The organism is Prevotella sp. MGM1 (assembly GCF_002933775.1).
Classification (GTDB): domain Bacteria; phylum Bacteroidota; class Bacteroidia; order Bacteroidales; family Bacteroidaceae; genus Prevotella.
On the sequence record NZ_BEWV01000175.1, the window covers coordinates 1 to 1,409 of the forward strand.

Genomic DNA, 1,409 nt, shown 5'->3' on the forward strand with positions numbered 1-1,409 from the left:
GGATTATCGGTGACGATGCCAACCGGCAACGGCCGATAATCCATAATTTATTATTCATCATTAACGCCAATGAAAGGTTTAGTAGTCAAGAACACAGGCAGTTGGTACACCGTAAAGACAGACGACGGACGGCTGATAGACAGCAAGATAAAAGGAAACTTCAGGCTGAAAGGCATCCGCAGCACCAACCCGGTGGCCGTGGGCGACAGGGTTGACATAGTGACAAATCCGGAAGGCACGGCCTTTATCACGACGATAGACGACCGCCGGAACTACATCATACGCAAGTCGCCAAACCTGTCGAAGCAAAGCCACATCATCGCAGCCAACGTGGACATGGCATTTCTCGTGGTTACGGTGAACAAGCCGCAGACCTCCACCACTTTCATTGACCGCTTTCTCGCCTCGGCCGAGGCATACCGCATACCGGTGGTGCTGGTGTTCAACAAAAGCGACATACTGACCGACGACGAACTGCGGTATCAGGAGCTGATGATGACGCTCTACGACAACATAGGATACGAGTGCCGGGCCGTATCGGCGGCCACAGGCAGCGGTATCGACGGCCTGCGCAATCTGCTCAAAGACAGGATCACCGTGCTGAGCGGCAACAGCGGCGTAGGCAAGTCGACATTGATAAACAGCATACTGCCCGGCGTGAACCTGCGCACATCTGAAATCAGCGACGCACACAACACCGGCATGCACACCACCACTTTCAGCGAGATGCTCGAACTGCCGGGCGGCGGATATATCGTTGACACGCCTGGAATAAAGGGGTTCGGAACATTCGACATCGAGCCGGAAGAACTGACAAGCTATTTCAAGGAGATATTCCACTTCTCGCACGACTGCCGTTTCAGCGACTGCACCCACCGCCATGAGCCAGGGTGTGCCGTGCTCCGCGCCGTGGAAGAGCACTACATATCTGAAAGTCGATACCAATCTTATCTCAGCATGCTCGACGACAAGGACGAAAAAAAATACCGCGAAGCTTTTTAAAGACCGTCCCGTATATCCATATACGGCAAGCAAGCACGACATAGCGGCATCATTACCCGACGGCAATACGCAAAGAGCCGCCTTGCCGGCGAATGCAGAAGCACCGGAAGCAGAGACATCCCATGACCACAAGACGGTGATTGCCAAGTACAGTATAATGCATCCGCATCCAACAAAACAAAGTTTACGGAATTCGGAATTATTTTTACAAAGCACGTTCCATATTTCGATTATTTTGAAACTAAAATGCGGAGGCCGCAAATATCGCCGCAGTTCAGTGTTTTACACAACACACTGTATATCAGCACCATACAGAAAATATTCATTATTCACACTCCGGGCATTCCACTTTTTGAAAGTCCCGATTCGCGTTTAGTATACTGATTGCGTCGCGTTTAGCATCCCGT

Annotated in this window: 1 protein-coding gene; it reads left to right on the forward strand. The window is 51.2% G+C overall.

The annotated features are described in order from the left end of the window. Window positions 1-69 precede the first annotated feature (69 nt). Window positions 70-1,002, forward strand: coding sequence for a ribosome small subunit-dependent GTPase A (gene rsgA / locus MoGM_RS06535; RefSeq protein WP_104369304.1), 933 nt, complete (start codon window positions 70-72; stop codon window positions 1,000-1,002). Window positions 1,003-1,409: the final 407 nt, after the last annotated feature.